General features: G+C 66.3%; 11 protein-coding genes. 10 read left to right on the top strand and 1 reads right to left on the bottom strand.

Annotated features, from left to right (window positions below):
* Positions 1–296: 296 nt before the first annotated feature.
* Positions 297–1529, bottom strand: coding sequence for a cytochrome P450 (locus KKZ08_RS03485; RefSeq protein ID WP_223773028.1), 1233 nt, complete (start codon positions 1527–1529; stop codon positions 297–299).
* 884 nt (positions 1530–2413) lie between these two features.
* Here KKZ08_RS03485 and vioD point away from each other — a divergent pair.
* The 10 genes from vioD (at position 2414) to KKZ08_RS03435 (ending at position 18182) form a co-directional block, all read left to right on the top strand.
* Complete coding sequence (gene vioD, locus KKZ08_RS03480) at positions 2414–3532, top strand: capreomycidine synthase (protein ID WP_223773027.1); 1119 nt, start codon at positions 2414–2416, stop codon at positions 3530–3532.
* 23 nt (positions 3533–3555) lie between these two features.
* The gene (gene gntD / locus KKZ08_RS03475) at positions 3556–4587 is read left to right on the top strand and encodes a guanitoxin biosynthesis L-enduracididine beta-hydroxylase GntD (protein ID WP_223773026.1); all 1032 of its coding nucleotides are present in this window, start codon (positions 3556–3558) and stop codon (positions 4585–4587) included.
* Positions 4588–4676: 89 nt separating this feature from the next.
* On the top strand, positions 4677–7883 hold the full coding sequence (locus KKZ08_RS03470; protein WP_223773025.1) for a non-ribosomal peptide synthetase: 3207 nt from the start codon (positions 4677–4679) through the stop codon (positions 7881–7883).
* Positions 7880–9220 carry a condensation domain-containing protein gene (locus tag KKZ08_RS03465; RefSeq protein WP_223773024.1) on the top strand — a complete coding sequence of 447 codons (1341 nt, stop codon included), beginning with the start codon at positions 7880–7882 and terminating at the stop codon, positions 9218–9220. Before KKZ08_RS03470 ends, KKZ08_RS03465 begins: the two co-directional genes overlap by 4 nt.
* 95 nt (positions 9221–9315) lie before the next feature.
* Positions 9316–9525, top strand: coding sequence for an MbtH family protein (locus KKZ08_RS03460; protein ID WP_223773023.1), 210 nt, complete (start codon positions 9316–9318; stop codon positions 9523–9525).
* A gap of 101 nt (positions 9526–9626) precedes the next feature.
* Entirely contained in the window at positions 9627–10931 is a 1305-nt protein-coding gene (locus KKZ08_RS03455; RefSeq protein WP_223773022.1) for an MFS transporter, read from the top strand.
* A gap of 66 nt (positions 10932–10997) precedes the next feature.
* Positions 10998–12203 (top strand): alanine--glyoxylate aminotransferase family protein, encoded by a 1206-nt coding sequence (locus KKZ08_RS03450; protein ID WP_223773021.1) that lies wholly within the window; start codon positions 10998–11000, stop codon positions 12201–12203.
* Complete coding sequence (locus tag KKZ08_RS03445) at positions 12200–14029, top strand: non-ribosomal peptide synthetase (protein ID WP_223773020.1); 1830 nt, start codon at positions 12200–12202, stop codon at positions 14027–14029. The genes KKZ08_RS03450 and KKZ08_RS03445 overlap by 4 nt, the downstream gene beginning before the upstream one ends.
* A gap of 113 nt (positions 14030–14142) precedes the next feature.
* A complete protein-coding gene (locus KKZ08_RS03440) occupies positions 14143–14943 on the top strand; it encodes an NAD(P)-dependent oxidoreductase (protein WP_223773019.1) in 801 nt (266 codons plus the stop codon).
* 26 nt (positions 14944–14969) lie between these two features.
* A complete protein-coding gene (locus tag KKZ08_RS03435) occupies positions 14970–18182 on the top strand; it encodes a non-ribosomal peptide synthetase (RefSeq protein WP_223773018.1) in 3213 nt (1070 codons plus the stop codon).
* Positions 18183–18858 lie beyond the last annotated feature (676 nt).

The following is an 18858-nucleotide window of genomic DNA, read 5'->3' as shown; positions in this document are numbered from 1 at the left end:
GCATCCCCCGTCCCCGGCTCCGCGTCCCGCAGTACAGCCCCGGCACGGCCGGAAGGGCTTGGTGCCATACCGAACCTTCGGTGGGCCCGTGGTCCACGGTTCGACGCGCAGGCAGGGCGAGAAAGGCCGGGGGCGACCGAGCAGCGCATCAGGAGCGTGCGATCCGTACGCGTGAGGCCATCGTCGCCTGGACAGCAAGTCGACAGCGCCGCGGTCAGTTGCTGCGGCACCTGGTGGAGACGGCCGGGGTGGCGCCCCGGCCGCCGCAGATCCTGAAAGGCTGAACCGTGCACGGCCTATCGGCCGGGCGTGAACCGTATCGGCAGAGCCTTGATCCCGTATACGGGGGTCAGATCCGGAAACCATTCGATCGCCGCGTCATCGGCGACGGTGTAGTCCGGCATCCGGTCGAACACCTCCTCCAGCATCGCCGTGAACATCTCTCGCACCATGGCCGCGCCCACGCAATAGTGCTGGCCGGCACCGAAAGCGAGGTGGCGGCCGGCGTCGCGGTTCAGGTCGATCCGATCCGGGTGCGGGAAGACGGAATCGTCGCGGTTCGCCGCGGCCCACCCGAGCAGCACCTGCTCGCCCCTGGTGATGCGCTGCCCGCCGAGTTCGACGTCCTCGGCGGCGATCCGGCCCGTGCTTTGAACGGGCGAGACCCACCGCAGGAACTCGTCCACGGCGGTGCGGATCATCGAGCGGTCGGACATCAGCCGGGACCGCAGCTCGGGTTGCTGGGCGAGGGTACGGAGCGCGATAGCGGTCAGGCTTGACGTCGGATGGATGCCGAGCAGCAGCAAATACATCATCGAGACGATGTCATCGTCCGGTACCGGTGCTCCGTGGACCTCACGGGTCGCCAGGTGCCCGAGCAACCCCCGCTTGTCGCCGTCCCGTTGCGCGTCGAGTGCTTCCACCAGCTCCAGGCAGATCAGTTGCGCGCATTCGCGGGCTGTCGACGGATCGTGCGGAGCGGCGAAAAGCGCCCGGTAGAGCAGGGAGTCGATATCGAACCACCGCTCCTCCGGCAGTCCGAGGTCCCGCATGGTCAAAATGCTGGGCAGCTTCTCGGTCAACGCCGGAACGATGTCACACTCGCCGCGCTCGATCACCTCGTCGATACAAGCCGCCGCCAACTGCCGGACTTCGTCGGCGCGCGCGGCGACCCGCTTCGGGGAATAGAACACGGAGATCAGTTTGCGGTACTTCAGGCACTCCGGCGAGTCGAGTTCCAGCGGTATCATCCGGTTGCTCTGCCCGAGTGAGGGAATGGTCACCCCCTGCACCGTACCGTCCGCCCTGTCCCGCGCGGTCTGGAAGGTCAGGGCATCGCGGGCCGCCGAGGAGACCTCACGGTGGCCGGTCGCGACCCAATAGCCGTCCCAGGCGCGGCTCCACTGAACCGGGCAGGTTTCGCGGAGTTTCGCATATGTCGGAAACGGATCCACCGCTATCGCCGGGTCATGGCTGTCGTAGTCGAACCCTGCTCGCATGTCCACCAAGGAAATCACCTTCACTGTCACGGAGTTTGCTCGGCATCGCGCTCCGTGACCTTAACAGCCGAATCGATGACGGCAGATGACACAGCAATATTGATCGAGTATCGGGCAACGATCGACAACAGCCTATTCTGGGTCTTCGAATATGCCTCGCTCCTTCGGTGGGGTTTGGTCGCCAAGGGCTTGCCGGGAAATGAGTCGTGGCTTCCAGCTGTGGGACTCGTTGTTCTGGTACGGGGAGACCGGCGGGGATCGAGGCCGTCCTGGCTGCGAAGTTCCAGGTGTCGTTGCCGCATCTGGACGAGCGTCAGCGTCCCTCGGTCTCGCACGGAGCGGCTGGACCGGGGCCCTCGGGCATGCCGTCCAGCGCGGTGCACCAAGTACTCCAAAGCAGCCGGCGCGACCAGGCCCGGAAGGGCAGTTCGCCGGTCAGGGCGAACGGACGCGCGGACGCTTCGCACATCGCCTTCCGCAGCTCTGTTCCGGCCGGCTCCCGGTACTGCAGCACCATCGCGCGTTCCGGCAGGTCCAAACGACCGGATGCGGCTTGACCGCACCGTCTTGGGACACCGCGCGCGGCGATTCGTGCCGGCGCGCGACGCCCCGCAGCGCCCGGGGACCGCAAGGACGGCACGGCCACCGCGCATGTGGTGGGGCACCCGACTCATCGACGCATGGGCAGCAACGCAGATCCCGTAGCGGGCAATATCTGTCAACTGCCCCTATCGGAGGGGACATACATTGCTCCACAGAAGAGCTCACACCCTCGATCCGGGAGTTTGAGGAATCACAGTCATTGGACCAGAAACGCGAGATCAACATCTGTGCCGAACTGAATCTACTTTCCTCTTGTGATCTCTGTATGGGGTCGCGGTTCTCGGGTCGTGCGGACAAGGTTCTGGAGAACAATGAATTTTGATGGGGCATTGCTCGAAGACTGGATGCGCGACCACTATCATGACGCTGCGATAGACATCGGGTCGAGTGGGGTTCTTGACTACTCGCTCGGCCAGGTGCGACAACTCGCCGGCATCGAGTCCCGTGATTTGGACGAGATCGTTTTCCGGGACAGTCCGTGCCTGGGCCGGGACGACCTGCGCGAGGCCATCGCCTCGCGCTGGGGGGACGGTGACGCGCACAGGGTGATGCTTACGCATGGCGGCAGCGAGGCTATCTACGTCGCGCTCCAGACCCTCCTTGAGCCAGGTGACCAAGTCGTAGCCCTGCACCCGGCCTACCACTCGCACGTATCCGTCGCAGAGTCCATGGGGTGCGAAGTTCTGCGCTGGCGGCTGCGCGAGGAGGACAAATTCCGGCCTGACGTGGAGGAACTCGCGAGGCTCGTCACTGCGCGCACAAAGGTTATTGTGGTCAACTTTCCGCACAACCCGACCGGCGCGACACTCGACCTTGCTGGTTTCCGTCGCCTGCTTGAGATTGCTGACAGTGTCGGCGCCCATCTCCTGTGGGACGGCGCTTTCACGGACCTGGTCTACGATGACGCACCGCTGCCGGACCCCGGACTGTCCTATCCGCGCACTGTGTCGATCGGAACCTTTTCAAAAGCTTTTGGTCTACCCGGCATGCGTTTCGGATGGTGCATGGCCGACCCGGAGCTTCTGCGGGCGATGACCAACCTGCGCGACCGCATCACCCTCAGCCTCTCTCCGCTTCTCGAGTACATAGCGCTGCGCGTCGTACAGCGTGCAGACGTCTTCCTCGCTCCCAGGCTGAAGAACGCAAAGGCCAACCGACGCCTGTTGGCCGACTGGGCCGCGCGGCACGAGGGTCGTGTCGACCTCCCGCTGCCCCTCGGCGGAGTGACGGCGTTCCCGCAACTGCGCCCCTGGCGGGACACGACCGAGCTTTGCCGTCGGCTGGGAGAGACCAGCAACATACTGCTCGTCCCCGGCCGGGCATTCGACCACCCGTGCCGCGTCCGGCTCGGTTTCGGCGGCGATCGCAGCCAACTGAGCAAAGGCCTGGACATTTTGGGCGCTGAGTTCGCCGCGAGTCTCCAATCGTGAGGCGGAAAGGAACCCTGACGAACATGCAGAGCATTGAACTCTCGGACATTGAGCTGAAGACAGTCAACGAATTACTCGCTTCACTCACGGCGAAGTTCCACTCGGTCAGTGACCCGGAGTTCGTCCGGCAGTGCGCGGTGTACGCACACGAGCTGCCGCAGCGGCTGCGGGCTGAGTTGAACGCGTTCCGCCTGGAGGCTTCCGGCGGCGTGCTGTCCATCCGCGGCTTCCGGATTGACGACGTTGCCATCGGGCCCACCCCCGAGCACTGGCGTACCCATGTCGGCCGGGCGTCCACGCTCCCCGCGGAGGTGTACTTCATGCTCTGCGCATCCCTGCTGGGCGACCCCATCGCCTGGGCGACGCAGCAGGACGGCCGGATCATGCACGACATCTTTCCGATCAAGGGTCACGAAAATGAGCAGCTCGGCTCGGGCAGCGAAGAACTGCTGACCTGGCACACCGAGGATGCCTTCCACCCGCTGCGGGCCGATTACCTCGGCCTTGCCTGTCTACGCAACCACGACCGGGTGGCAACGACCTTCGCCTCGGTCGACGACCTCGAGCTCACCGATGAGATCAGGGACCTGCTCTGTCAGGACCGGTACCCGATCAAGCCCGACCGCTCGCATCTGCCGCACCACGACGAGGAAAACCGGCAGATGTCGACGCGCGAACGCGAGCTGCTCTCGCGCAGCTATGAATGGATCATGTCCAAGGACAGCAAGCCCGACCGAGTCGCAATTCTCTTCGGCGACCGCGAAGCACCCTATCTACGCATCGATCCATTCTTCATGGAGGACGCATACGCCGTCCCGGACAGCGCCCGCGCAATGAAGGCCATCGTCGCGGAGGTCGATCGCAACATACGGGACTACGTGCTCGAACCGGGTGAACTGCTCTTCCTGGACAACTACAAGATCGTGCACGGCAGGGTGCCATTCACTGCCCGCTTCGACGGCACGGACCGCTGGCTCAAGAGGCTGAACGTGGCGCGCGACCTGCGGAAGTCGCGCGATCGCAGAATCAGCCACGACGCGCGAGTGATCCATTGACGACCTATAGTTCCTCGGCCTTCACGGCCGGACGGACCCTACCCGGAAACGACTGGGAGACGTCAGTGTCGACTACTCAGGACTCTGCGATGCAACCGAAAGACAGCCAGGACCGCGGTGTCGACCGGGATTTCCCCCTTTCCCTGGCACAGGAGCGGATCTGGGTCTCCGAGCAGCTCGCCGATGCGGGCTCGCACTACGGGACCCCGGTTGTGTTCGCCTTGCGCGGCGAGCTGGACCCCGGGCTGCTTGAGGTGGCTCTGACCCATATCGTTCAACGGCACGAAGTGCTGCACTCGGTGGTATCCATCGCGTCTGGCGCGCCCCGGTTCGTCGTCGCCCCCGCACGCCCCGTAAGACTCGACCCACAGGATGTGGCCTCGGAGCAGGAGATGAGTGAGCGGGTGAGCGCCGCGACGGCAGCTCCGTTCGACCTTTTGCAGGGGCCGCTCGTGCGGTTCGGCTTGTACCGCCTTGGTCCTGCGGATCACCGCCTGCTGGTGGACATACATCACCTGATCTTCGACGGAGTCTCGGCCGGCGTGTTGGTCCAGGAGCTTGTCGAACTTCTTGCCGCGGAAGCCGAGGGCCGCACACCCGAGCTTCCCGTGCTGCCTTTCGCCTACGGGCAGTACGCCGTTGCGCAACGGCGCTCGCTCGACGAGGGCCTGTTGGACGATCAGGTCGAGCACTGGTGTACCCAGCTCAGGGACGCGTCCTTCACACTCGAACTGCCCACCGATTACCAGCGTCCCTCACGCATGAGCTTCCATGGCGCCAGCCACTCCTTCACGTTGCCGGCTTCGCTGGGAGTCGAAGTCGCGGAGGCGGCCCGCCGCTGGAGCGTCACCCCCTACGTGGTCATGCTCGCCGGCTGGGCTGCCGTTCTCGGCCGCTACGCAGGCCAAGAGGACCTGCTGGTGGGCACCCCCATGGTCGGTCGGACCGAACCGGGCACCGAGGAAATGATCGGCATGTTCGTCAATGTCCTGGCCCTCCGGATACGCCCGGAGCGAGATCAGACCTTCCTTGGCCTGGTCAACCAGACACGCCAGGCTTCCATCGAAGGTCTCGTCCATCAGGAAGCGCCGATCGAGAAGGTCGTCGAGCGACTTCGTCCACCACGCGACCCGAGCCGCAACCCGCTGTTCCAGACGGCGTTCATCTACGACGAGGCGCTCGAGGAGTCCACACACGTCGCGGGACTGACGATCGAGGGCGCCGCGCCGCCACCGCGCACCGTCAGCAAACTTGACCTGAGTATCGAGGTCGTTGAACGGGACGGCCGACTCGAAGCGGAAATCGAGTACGCGACCGACCTGTTCGCGCCGGAGACGATCCGCCGCATCGCGACGCACTACACCACCTTCCTCGCCAACGCGGTCCGCTCGCCGAACCGACCGCTGGGCGAGATTCCACTGGCCTCAAAGGAGGAGCACGCTCTGCTGGCAACGCAGCGGAGCGGAGACGGCGCGTCATACGATCCCGTCGTCCTCCCCTCGCTCTTCGAGGCCCAGGTCGTGCGGCGCCCCGACGCATGCGCGGTCTCCTGCGGCGAATCGCGGTGGAGCTACCGACAACTCAACGAGCGGGCCAACCGGCTTGCCAGAGCCCTGATTGCCCGCGGAATGGGACCCGAGAAGCTGGTGGGGGTCGCGTTGCCCAGCGGCCCGCTCCTCGTCCTGGCGATCCTCGCGATCAGCAAGGCGGGTGCCGCGTTCCTACCGCTCGACCCGGCCTATCCGGCCAAGCGAATCGAGTACATCGTCGGTGACGCGCGCCCCGCCCTGCTGCTGACCGATGCCGCTGGCGCCACGGCCCAGCCCTGGACGACGCCGATCCTGGTCCTCGACGAACAGCAGACCGGGTGTGACGCGGACGCGGACGCATCGAACCTCTCCGACGCGCAGCGGTCGCACCCACTCACCCTCGCGCACCCGGCATACGTCATTTACACCTCCGGTTCGACCGGGACACCGAAGGGCGTGACGGTCACGCACGAGGGCCTCGCCGGGCTCTCCGGCGCGCAGATCGAGGCATTCGGCGTACGGTCCGACAGCAGGGTCCTGCAATTCGCCAGTCCAAGTTTCGACGCCTCCGTCTCGGAGCTCTGCATGGCCCTGCTCAGCGGCGCTACGGCGGTGTTCGTCCCGGGCCTTCACGATTTCGTCGGGGGTTCGTTCGAAGCAGTGCTTGTCCGAGAGACCGTGACGCACGTAACCCTGCCACCCTCGGTACTCGCCTCGCTCTCCCCCGACGAGGATCTGCCCGCGGACCTGACCGTCGTGGTTGCCGGGGAAAGCCTGACCGCCGACCTCGCCGCACGCTGGTCGGACCGTTGCAGTGTGTTCAACGCTTACGGGCCTACCGAGGCCACGGTGTGCGCAACGCTGATCGGCCCGCTGACGGGGAACGAGGGGAACGAACCCCCACCCATCGGCCGGCCGATCGCCGACACCCAGATCTTCGTCCTGGACGAGGGCCTGCGGCCGCTGCCGGTGGGCGTGGCGGGCGAGCTGTACCTTGGCGGCGCTGGGCTGGCCCGCGGATATCTCAACCGACCCGACCTCACTGCGGCCGGCTTCGTTGCCTGTCCCTTCGGGCCGGCCGGTGGGCGGATGTATCGCACCGGAGATCGGGCCCGCTGGCGTAGCGACGGGAATCTTGAGTTCGTCGGGCGCCGGGACGACCAGGTCAAGATGAACGGCTTCCGGATCGAGCTCGGCGAGATCGAGAACGTGATCGCAGCGCACCCACATGTGGAACAGACCGCCGTCGTGGTGCGCGAGGACAGGCCGGGGCTGAGGCAAGTCGTCGCCTACGTAGTGGCCCAGGCGCCCAACGAGGAGATCCTCGCCCACACCGCGTCACAGTTGCCCGGTTACATGGTTCCGTCTGCCGTGGTGCGCTTGCAGAACCTGCCGTTGACCACGAACGGCAAGGTGGACCGGCGTAACCTGCCTGCTCCGGACGACCGTACGTCTGTCCCCGATCGCAGCCCGGGCACCGCGCGCGAGCAGCAACTGTGCAAGCTGATCAGCGAGGTGCTGGACCTCTCTGCGGTCGGCGTGGACGAGAGCTTCTTCGAACTCGGCGGCCGGTCTCTTCACGCGGTGCGTCTGCTGAGCCGGATCCGCAGTGTCATGGGTGTGGAGATCGGTATCAAGGCCCTGTTCCAGGCGCCTACCGCGGCGTTGCTCGCGGCGCGGATCGACTCTGGTCAGATCGCCGTCATCACCCGGCCGGCACTCCTCCCGAGCCATCAACGGCAAAGCGTCAATGGGGACCAGTCATGATCCCCCTGTCGTTTGGGCAGCTCGGACTGTGGTTCGTCCATCAGATGAATCCGGGCAACTCGATATACACCATGCAGCTCGCTTCGCGGCTGACGGGGCAGCTGGACCGCACAGCCCTTGAGGAGGCACTGCGGGACGTCGTGCAGCGACATGAATCGCTGCGCACGGTGATCCGGGACGGTGAGGGCGGGCCGCACCAGGTTGTCCTGGACATCTCGGAATACGCGGTGAGACTGGAGTACGAGGAGCTTGCCGAGGAAGAGGTGTACGAGGCGATGCACGAGGCCTCGGAGCACCCGTTCGACCTTGTGCACGACCTGCCTCTTCGGGCATGGCTGTTCGCACTGGGGCCGCAGGAGCACGTGCTGCTCCTATCGATGCACCACATCGTCAGCGATGGCTGGTCGCTCGGGCCGCTCACCCGAGACCTCGCCCGGGCCTACGCGGCGCGGCGCCGTGGTGCCGAGCCGGATATGCCGCCGCTGCCTGTCCAGTACGCCGACTACGCACTCTGGCAGAGGCGGTTGCTGGGCCGCGAGGAGGACCCGGACAGCCTGGCGTCGAGACAGCTCGCGCACTGGCGTTCGGTGCTCGACGGCATTCCCCAGGAACTGCGGTTGCCGGTGGATCACCCGCGCCCCCCGATGTCCGACTTCGCCGGGGGCACCATCGAGTTCACCCTCGACGCCGATCTGCATACGGCACTGGCCGATGTCGCCCGCACCGAAAATGCGACCATGTTCATGGTATTGCAGGCCGGGTTTGCGGCGCTGTTGAGCAAGCTCGGTGCGGGCGCCGACATTCCGATCGGCTCACCTGTGGCCGGCCGCATGGATGATGCGCTGACCGACCTCGTCGGGTACTTCGTCAATATGCTGGTATTCCGCGTCGACGTCTCCGGCGACCCGAGTCTGCGAGACCTGGTCAAGCGGGTCCAGGCCGTCGCCCTTGATGCCTACGACAACCAGGACATCCCCTTCGATCACCTGGTCAGGGAACTCAATCCTGCCCGCTCGCGAACCCGTCACCCGCTTTTCCAGGTCATGTTGACCCTGGAGGACAACACCGACGCCGGGCTCAAGTTCGACGGATTGACCGACGTGCCCGTGGACTTCGACGCCGGCAGCTCCATGTTCGACTTGGCGTTGAGCCTGCGGGAGAACTTCGGCCCGGACAGGGAGCCGACCGGGATGGATGCGTTCCTGGAGTACCAGCTCGACATGTTCGAACCGGAGACCGCACAGCACGTGGCCGACGGTTACCGGCGGATGCTGGCCGCTCTTGCCGCGGACCCGGATGCGCCGATCAGCACGGTCGACGTGCTGCGGGTTGCATAAGTTCCCTATTGCGCTATTGCCCATGAATTCGGCACGCATATCGAGTTGAGCGGCCGTTGACGAATGATGACAACTTACCTAGGGGAGTGAAATCAGTGGCGAATCCGTTCGAGGACCAGGACGGCGTGTACCTGGTGCTGGTCAATGCCGAGGGACAGCACTCGTTGTGGCCCGCCGCCATCACCGTGCCCAAGGGCTGGACCGTAGCGCACGGCGAAGCCGGGCGAGAGGACTGCCTTGAGTACGTGAAACGGAACTGGACGGACATGCGGCCCAAGTCCCTGGTCGAGGCGACAGCCTCTTGAGGGCTCCTCGGTATGGCACCGCTGCCCCGACCGGACCCGAAGAAACCATCACCTAGCCCTCGTGCCGGGACCTGAAACCAGCACGCGCGGAAAGAGACGCAATGAGCGATGTAGAGGTCTCCGACAAAAAAGGACGCCGAAGCAAACGCAGAAGGCTGCTGACCAACCGAAACTTCACCTGCCTATTGGCCGCCCGTCTTGGCTCCAGCATGGCCAACGGCTTCCTTCCGGTCGCGGAGAGCTTCGGTATCCTCCACACCACTGGTTCTGCGAGTGACCTCGGCCTTGTCCTCGGAGTTCAGGCGGCGGTCTCGCTCGCCTTGTCGCTGTTTGCCGGCGTCGCGGCGGACCGCTTTCCGCGTGCCGCTTTGCTCATCGTTTCGTCGATCGTACGCCTGGTCGCGGCGGCGACCTTGGCGATAGGGCTCCTCACGGATACTGCGACCCTCGCCTGGTTCTTCGCTCTGGCAGTCGTGTATGGCGGCGCTGACGCGCTGTTCGGTCCGGCCAGCATGGCGATCATGCCGGACGTCGTTGCGAGAGAAGACCTGGACGAGGCCAATGCGCTGGTCGGCGCTTCTTCCTCGCTGGCTTGGACGGTGGCCCCTGCGTCGGCAGGATTCGTCGTGGCGGCGTACGGTTCGGGAGCCGCTTTCCTGGTGGAGAGCGTGCTGATGGCTCTCATCACCCTCTGTCTCGTATTCGCCAAGATCCCCGCCCGGCGTGAAGTCGAACCGGATCACGAAGGCGGGACCCTCACGCAGCTGAAGCAAGGCTGGCAGGAGTTTCGAAAACGCCCTTGGCTCTGGCTGCTCACCTTGCAGTGGACGTTGTTCTCGCTGGTCCTGCTGGCTCCCCTCGCGGTCCTCGGCCCGTTGGTGGCTGACACCCATCTGGGCGGTCCCGCAGCCTGGGGTGTCATCGGCACCTGCATGACCCTCGGCGTGCTCTGCGCGGAGTTCACCTCCAGCCGGATCAAGCCGAAGCAACCGGTGGTCTTCATAGCGTGGCTGCCACCGCTGATCGTCTTCGAGGCGTTGGCCCTCGGTTCTGGCGTGCCGACGGTGGTGGTGGCGGGTGCCGCAGTGCTCTCCGGCTGCGCGATCGGCCTGCAAGGAGTGTTCTTCCAGACCCTCATGCAGCGAGCCGTACCGAGCGCGGTACTCGGCCGGGTGGCCGCCTTCGATCTGATGGCCTCGGAGATCGCCCAGCCGGTCGGCTTCGCCGTAGCCGGCCCGCTCGGCATCCTGTTCGGCCTGCGCCCGGTGCTGGTGGGCTGTGCTGTGGTCGCGGTGGTGGGCACGGCACTGTTCGCCCTTGCCCTGGCCAGGGTTGAGCAACCAGAGCTACCGGTGCAGAACAAACCGCACGTGCCGGACAGCGGCAGTGAGGCGACGGTCGGCTGAGCGGTACTTGACTGCGGACGAGCCTTTGACGAAGCCGGACCACCGCGGCACGAAGGAATCAGGAAGATGATCTACAAGGACAGATTGGCCATACCCGGTCCGACCCCGCTGCCGCCCGCGGTCATCGCGGCGGCGACGCATCCCATGGTCGACGAGCGCACCGTGGACTTCGCACGCATATTCACACGCATCATCGACGGGCTCAGGCATGTGCTCGGTACCGCGGGGGACGTGCTGGTCTTCACGTCCAGCACCACCGGTGCGTTCGAGAGCGCGGTGCAAAACCTCTTCAGCCCAGGGGAAAAGGTACTCGTGGTGGACAACGGTGCCTTTGGAAGGCGCTGGGTGGAGCTGTGCCGCGCTTACGGCCTCGAGACCGTCGTGCTCGACGTCGCGCCGGGTTGCGAGCCGGACCCTGCCGTTGTCGAAGCCCGTCTGGAGGCCGACTCGCAGATCGTCGCGGCGATCGTCGTGCACTGCGAGACCTCCACAGGCGTCGTCACCGACCTTGAGGCCTTCGGGCGAGCGACTCGCAACGTGCTGACGATAGTGGACTCGGCCTCCGGGGTCGGCGGCTGCGAAATGCGGGCCGACGCGTGGGGGTTGGACGTCGTGGTCAGCGGGACTCAGAAGGCGCTGATGGCGCCACCAGGAGTCTCTTTCGTCTCGGTCAGTGAACGCGCCTGGCGCCGGCACGCCGAGGCCGGGCATATGCGGTACTACTTCGACTGGACGATCACGCGTGACAGCCTGAACCACTCCATCCCGCGTACCCCCTGGACGCCGGCGATCGGCGTGCTGCTCCAGTTGTCCGCGGCGCTCGACCAGGTACTCGCCGAAGGCATGGAGCAGCGCCAACGGCGGCATGCGGAGCTCGGCCGGATGGCCAGAGCGGGCATGCGCGGCCTCGGACTCCGGCTGCTGACCCCAGATGTGGCGCGCAACGGCATCGTGACGGCCGCGTTCACACCACCCGGAGTGGACGCGCAGAATCTCGTCGATGCGGTGGTCGAGCACACAGGCGTCCAGCTGACCACCGGCAACGGAGAACTGGCCGACCACGTCGTGCGGATCGGTCACTGCGGCCACGTCGACCCGCTCGACCTGGTCACCGCGCTGGCCGCACTCGAGACGGGGTTCGCAGCCCTCGGCGCCCCGGTGCTACCGGGAAGTGGCGTCACACCCGTTTTGAAGCTGATGGCAGAACAGGCTGCTGCCGCCGCAGGCCCCTTGACGTCGATGTCGTCCAACTCTGAGGAGCCTGCTGCGTGAACGCCGACGTCCGATCGGCGCGCAACGACGCGCCGAAGCTCATCCCGAGCCTGCTCGAGCAGCACTCGAGGGTGACGCCGCACGCCCCCGCCACCGAGGATGCACAGCGGGCGCTGACCTACGCCGAACTCGCCGCCGAAACGGAGCACATGGCGGCGCGCCTGGCGGAGGCGGGAGTGCTTCCCGGAGATCGCGTCGGCATCATGATGCGTCACTCCGTCGACCTGCTTGTCGCGATTCTCGGCGTGCTGCGTGCGAGAGCGGCCTACGTGCCCATCGACCCGGACTACCCCGACCAGCGCAAGAGTTTCCTCGCGGCGGACTCCGGTATCAAGATTCTCCTCGTGGACGGAGCGCATGAGGGGCCGACCAGCTTGCCCGTCACGACGCTTGCGCCGGACCGAGGGCGCCTGGCTCCCCGCCCGGGCGCCCCCGCAGCCGCGCCGGACGATCTGGCCTGCGTGATCTACACCTCAGGTTCCACCGGAGCGCCCAAAGGCGTCATGATCACCCATCTGGGCCTGGCGAATCTCGCAGCCGCCGCGAGTGGCGAGTTCGGCATGGGGCCGCGTGATCGCTACCTGATGCTGGCCGCCGCCGCGTTCTCCGCCTCACTCGAGGAGCTGTTCCCCCCACTCGTGCAGGGCGGAACAAGCGTGTTCCCGGCCGACCGGGTCGCGCTCTCCCCGGTGGAGGCACTGCTCGACTTCCTCACCGCGCACGACGTCACGCTGCTGGAGATGCAGACCGCGCACTGGCACCTGCTGGTCCACCACCTCGTGGACACCGGCGGGGCACTGCCCCCGTCACTGCGCACGGTCGTCATGGGCGGAGACCGCGCCATGCCCGAAGCCGTCCAGCAGTGGAACCGCTTTCGCCTTCCGCTGGTGCACGTCTACGGGCCGACCGAGACCACTGCGACCGCGGCGTACTGGAGCGTGCCGCCGGGACAGACACCCAAGGACGGGGTGCTGTCCATAGGTGATGCCATCACCGGAACCCGCATGTTCGTCGTCGACGAGCGGCTCGAACTCGTTCCCGCGGATACCGAGGGCGAGCTGCTCATCGGTGGTGACTCGCTGGCACGCGGTTACCTGGGCAGGCCCGACGTCACCGCGGAGAAGTTCGTCGCCGACCGCTACTCGGGGATTCCGGGCGCCAGGTTGTACCGCACCGGCGATCGGGTACGCCGTCTTCCCGACGGTCGGCTGCAATTCCTCGGACGCAGCGACCAGCAAGTCAAGGTGCGTGGTTATCGCGTCGAACCGGGCGAGATCGAGGCTGCGCTCGACCGGCACCCAGCGGTGCGTCAAGCCTTGGTCACGACGGGTCGGGACGCGTCGGGTGAGCAGCGTCTGATCGGCTACGTGACCGCTGACCGGGACACGGTGAGCGTCGGTGAGCTGCGTTCCTTCCTCGCCGACGAGCTGCCGACCCATCTGATCCCCTCAGCGCTGATCCGGCTGGACGAGTTTCCGCTGACGACGCATCGGAAGATCGACCACGCGATGCTTCCGCAGCCGCCGAAACGCCGGCCCGACCTGGCCACCGAGTTCGTGCCGCCGGCAAGTGAGAGCGAGCGGCGCATCGGCGCCGCCGCGGCGGAGCTCCTGGGACTCGACGAGATCGGTGTGCTCGACAACCTGCTTGAGCTGGGTGGGGATTCGCTGTTCATGTTGCGGCTGATCAGCTGGATCCGCAAACACTTGGGCATCAGCCTCGGTCCTCGCGAGGTCTTCGACGCGTTCTCGGTACGTGGAGTGGCAGCGCTGGCCGGCGCGACGGCGGACGTCACGGCCGTGGGTAAGCCGGGCAGTGGCTGGTGACCATGCTTCCTGACCTGCCAGTGGCAGTGCTTCCGCAGCCGGCGCCCGCCGATCTCATGACAGCGCTGCATCATTCAGGCGTTCGACTGGCTCCGCCGGGCCAAGCTCAGGGCTTGATCTGGACCGGCGAGCAGCCCTCGGTGCTGGCGGCCGCACTGGAGCGCGCGCCGTCGGTGCGCTGGGTTCAGCTGGCGAGCAGCGGCGTCGAAAGCTACCTGCCGCTCATGGATCGGCGGATCCGCTGGAGCCGGGCCGTGGGTGTCCAGTCCGAGCTGGTGGCTGAACACGCCCTCATGCTCGCGCTGACCGCGCTGCGTCAGGGCACTGCCTCCGTGAGGGCCGGTGCCTGGCTGCCGCGCCCCGCCATCGGGCTGACGAACGCCGAGGTCCTTGTGGTGGGCGGCGGCGGGGTTGCCCGGGCACTGCTCGCACTGCTGCGCCCGTTCAGGGTCCGCCCCAAGGTGGTGTGCCGCAGCGGCGCCCCGATGGCGGGCGTCGAGGTCGGCACGCCCGATCGCATCGACGAATGGCTGCCCGAGGCCCGTGTGGTCTTCCTCGCGGCGCCGCTGACCGCGGACACGGCCGGGCTGATCGACGCAGTCAGACTCAGGTCCATGCGTCGGGACGCGTGCCTGGTGAACGTGGCGCGCGGCGGGCTCGTCATCACAGATGACCTCGTTCGTGCGCTGATCTCCGGGTGGATCGCCGGCGCCGGCCTGGACGTCACCGACCCCGAGCCGCTTCCTCCGGAGCACCCGCTGTGGTCCCTTCCCACCTGCGTGATCACCGCGCACTGCGCCGGCGATCTGGACCACGCACTCGGACCCTTCGTCGACCTGGTCCGGCGCAACATTCGTCGACTGGCGAACGGCCTCGAGCCGATCGGCCTGGTCGACCCGGAACTCGGTTACTAGCCGACTGTCAGGAAGAGCGGATCACGATGACCGAGTCAACCACCACTCCGAAGGCCACGCACCCGACCGGAGCACCCATGGGCAACCGACAGACCGAGAGGATCTCCCTCCTGCAGGAGCAGATCTGGATTGCCGAACAACTCGCCCCGGGCCGCAGCGTTTACGGAATACCCGTCGTGATCCGACTGCGTGGCCCGTTGGACACGGAACTCGCGGCGCGCTGCGTGACCGAGATCGTGCGCCGGCATGAGGTGCTGCGCTCCCGGGTGGGCGAGGAAAACGGTGAACTGTACCTCGTCACAGATCCGCCGCAGCCCTTCGAGCTGCCTGTGTTCGACTTTCGCTCCCGGCCCGACGAGTGGCGTGCGTTCGTCGAGACCGCCGCTCGCGAACCCTTCGACCTGGTGCACGGCCCGCTGCTGCGGGCTGCTGCGCTACGTCTTGAGGATGACGCCTACGCGTTTTTCCTCAACATGCACCACATCGTTGCGGATGGCTGGTCGCTGCGTCTGTTCTGGACCGAGTTCGCCGCGCTCTACACCGCATGGCACGCGGGCCATGAGCCCGATCTGCCTCACCTCACCCTGCAGTACCGCGACTTCGCGGCCGAACAGCGGCGCCTCACCGAGGACGGCGGGTACGGCGACGCGCTCGACGCGTGGGCTCGGGAACTGAACGGTGCGACGACGACCCTTGCGCTGCCGGTCGATCACAGTGCAGGAGCGTCCCGGGAGTATCGGGGGGGCGAGTTCACGACAGTGGTGCCAGAGCAGCTCCGGGCCGATGCCTACGACTGCGCCAAGCGGCTCGGGGTCACGCCGTTCGCGATGCTCGGCGGTGTCTGGGGCGTGCTGCTGGCCCGCTACACCCGTCAGGACGACCTGCTGATCGGAACGCCTCTGGCCGGCCGGGTCCGGCCCGAGTACCAGACGCTCATCGGGCTGTTCGCCAACACCATGCCGTTGCGACTGCGGCTGGACGCGGACATGTCCTTCGCCTCGCTGGTCCGCGAACTCCAGCTGAGCACTTTCGACGCGCTCTCCTCGCAAGACGTGCCTTTCACCGAGCTTGTCGAACGGGTCGACTCCAACCGCACCTCGCATGAGACCCCGCTCTTCCAGACGGGGTACTCCTTCGAGCAGTCCACGGAGTTCGAGGCCACGCTGCCGGGCTGCGCGGTGACGGAGTTGTACGAGTTGTCCAATGGCGGGGCCCGGCTCCGTCTCGGTCTCGGCGCTGTGGACGCGCTGGGGGAGCTGAGTCTTCAGTTCGAATACGACAGGGAGCTGTTCGACCCGGGCACCATCGAGGCAATGGCCGAGAGCTACCTGGCGCTGCTCGGCGAGGCCGTGTCCCATCCCGAGTTCCCGCTGGGAGCGCTTCGCACGTCGACCGGCGCCGAGCCCGATCGGGAGCTCACCGGTCGGCCCGTGCCGGGGGACGAGCCGGCTACCCTGCACGCGCTGTTCGAGCGACGGGTCCGACAGAGCCCGGATGCGCCGGCGATCGAGCGTGAAGACGGTACTCAGGTCAGTTACGCACAGCTCAACAGCCAGGCCAACCGGCTCGCGCGGCATCTGCGTCAGCAAGGTCTTCGCACGGGCGAGCGAGTGGCGCTCGCCTTGCCCCAAGGCTCCTCCTGGCCGTCCGCCGTGCTCGCCGTGCTGAAGGCGGGCGGGGCCTACGTCCCTGTGGCTCCGGACGCGCCCGGCAGCCGCAAGGCCCACGTCCTCGCCGAGACCGCGCCCCGTTTGGTGCTCACGGTCATGGACCTCGCCGAGGACTTTGCCGGGGCGCACCCTGTGCTCGCCCTCGACGATCCGGCGGTTGTTTCCTCGATCGAGACCCAGACCGGTGAAGATCTCGAGGACATCGCTGTGCCAGGCCGTCAGGTCGCGTACGTCCCGTTCACCTCCGGCTCGACGGGAGTGCCCAAGGGCACCCTCGTCACCCATGTCAACCTGACTGCGTTCACTCGTGCCGCGGTGGACACATTCGAATTGGGCCCGGAAGACAGGATGCTGCAGCTCGCCGCGATGACCTTCGACGTACATGTCGAGGAGTTCTTCCCCACCTGGCTGGCCGGTGGCTGCGTCGTCTTCTTCGATGGCGTGCTCGGCCGGACCAGCCCGGAGAAACTGCTGCACCTCCTCGGAGAGCGCGAGATCACCATATGTGAGCTCCCCACCGCCTACTGGATCGAAGTAGTGCGCCTGATCGACCCTGCTGTTGTCTCCATTCCACAAACCTTGCGGCGAGTGCTGGTCGGCGGCGAACGCGCGCCGATCGACGTCTACCAGCGCTGGTTGGACTTCGGGATTCCGCTCACCAACGTCTATGGGCTCACCGAAACGGCGGTGACCAGCACGACCTACCAGCCTGGTGCTGACTTCGACCGCGAGGCGCTGCCGATCGGACGCCCCATGCCGCACGCCGCCGTCTACGTGCTCGACGCTTTGCTCGCACCGGTTGGACGCGGCGTGCCAGGGGAGATCTACCTGGCCGGCCCCGGCGTCAGTGACGGCTTGCTCAACCGGCCCGAGCAGACCGCCGAGCGCTTCTTGGCGGACCCCTTCGCGGCCGAGCCGGGCGCACGTATGTATCGCACCGGCGACCAAGGCCGCTGGACCACCGAAGGTGACCTGGAATTCCTCGGCCGCGTGGACCGCCAGCTCAAACTGCGCGGCCATCGGGTCGAGCTCGCCGAGATCGAATCGGTACTCGACGGCCATCCGGACGTGGCGCGGAGCCTGGTCGTGCCTCGGCGCACCGAGGCTGATCCGGCGACCGAGCTTGAGCTGATCGCGTTCCTGATCGGTGCGTACGCCGATGAGGCAACAGTCGCGGCGTACGTTCGTACCCAGCTTCCCCCACACCTGGTTCCGGCTCACATCTCCGTAGTCGAACGGTTTCCGCTCACCTCGCACGGCAAGGTCGACCAAGCAGCCTTGCTCGCGCTACAGAGCCGCGAGCGTGTCGTCCCCGAGGAAGCGCAGGGCAGCGAGCTCGAAGTCAAGATTGCGAAGATTTACTGTGAGGTACTCAAAGTACCGACGATCGACCTGCGGACGGACATCTTCGCGCTGGGTTTCCACTCTCTGGCCGCGCTGCGGCTCGTTTCCCGCCTCAAGAGCGTGTTCACGGTGCAAGTCCCGATTGCCGAGTTCTTCGTGGACTCCTCAGTCACCAACGCCGCCCGACTGATCGTGGCGGCGGGGGCCGACCAACCAGTCGGCTGACTGTGCCATCGGCGCATATGACCGACGTGCTGCGCGGAACGGATCTGGAAGCCTGGCGGGACGCATGCGAGAGAGACTCTGACACGTGGCGATGAGTTGCAACGTCCGTTCCTGGGACATACGCGAGCCTTTCGACGAGCACACGGGTCTGCCGGCGTCAGCGCTTCGGTGCTCTCTCGGAAGCCGATGTGCTCCGAGGGCTGCATTCAGCGAAGTACTCAACCCCGCTGTGGAGAGAGGTTACTTCGCGGAAACCCCCTGAACGGGCATAGGTGGAATGCCTCGGCGTTCAACGAGGAGGTGGACCCGGCTGCCGTTCCCGATCCGGCCCAAGTCGCGGGGTTCTTCCGCGCGGGTTGCCCAGCAGCGAGGGCGGACTGGCCAAGCGGCCCTACGATCTCCGGCATGCCGGAATCTCGTTCTGGTTGTATTCCGGTGTGGATCCGGCCGCATGCGCCCGCCGCGCCGGAGAGAAGAAGCCGAGCTTCTTCGCCGCGTACGACACCAGAAGATTCTTCGTCTGCTGGTGGTACAACAGCTGCTCCCAGGCTGACCTGGGAAAACGATGCTTTGTGAGCCTTTGGCCCGGGGGCTGGTCCAGTACTGGTCCGGATCTTGGTAGCCACTGGCACGGGCGGGAGGGGTCGGTCAATAGTGGGAAGTCGTGGGAGCGATC

The organism is Streptomyces sp. 135 (assembly GCF_020026305.1).
Taxonomy (GTDB): Bacteria; Actinomycetota; Actinomycetes; order Streptomycetales; family Streptomycetaceae; genus Streptomyces.
Note: the sequence above shows the minus strand (reverse complement) of the source record. Positions and strands in the feature narration are given on the sequence as shown.